1 rRNA gene is annotated in these 209 nt (G+C 34.4%); it reads left to right on the top strand.

Annotated features, from left to right (window positions below):
- Window positions 1-152: 152 nt before the first annotated feature.
- Window positions 153-209 (top strand): 5S ribosomal RNA (rrf, locus tag C9J34_RS22905); the annotation flags it as partial.

The following is a 209-nucleotide window of genomic DNA, read 5'->3' as shown; positions in this document are numbered from 1 at the left end:
ACACATGGAGCTGACGAATACTAATCGATCGAGGACTTAACCAAAACTAAAACTTATTTCAATGACCGTTTATCCAGTTTTGAAAGAACAAGAAAATACATACTTGACTTTAATAGAAAAGATGATATAATAATTCTTGTCTTTAAAAATAGTCTAGTGATGATGGCAAAGAGGTCACACCCGTTCCCATACCGAACACGGAAGTTAAG

Source organism: Metasolibacillus meyeri (assembly GCF_003049505.1).
Classification (GTDB): domain Bacteria; phylum Bacillota; class Bacilli; order Bacillales_A; family Planococcaceae; genus Metasolibacillus; species Metasolibacillus meyeri.
Note: the sequence above shows the minus strand (reverse complement) of the source record. Positions and strands in the feature narration are given on the sequence as shown.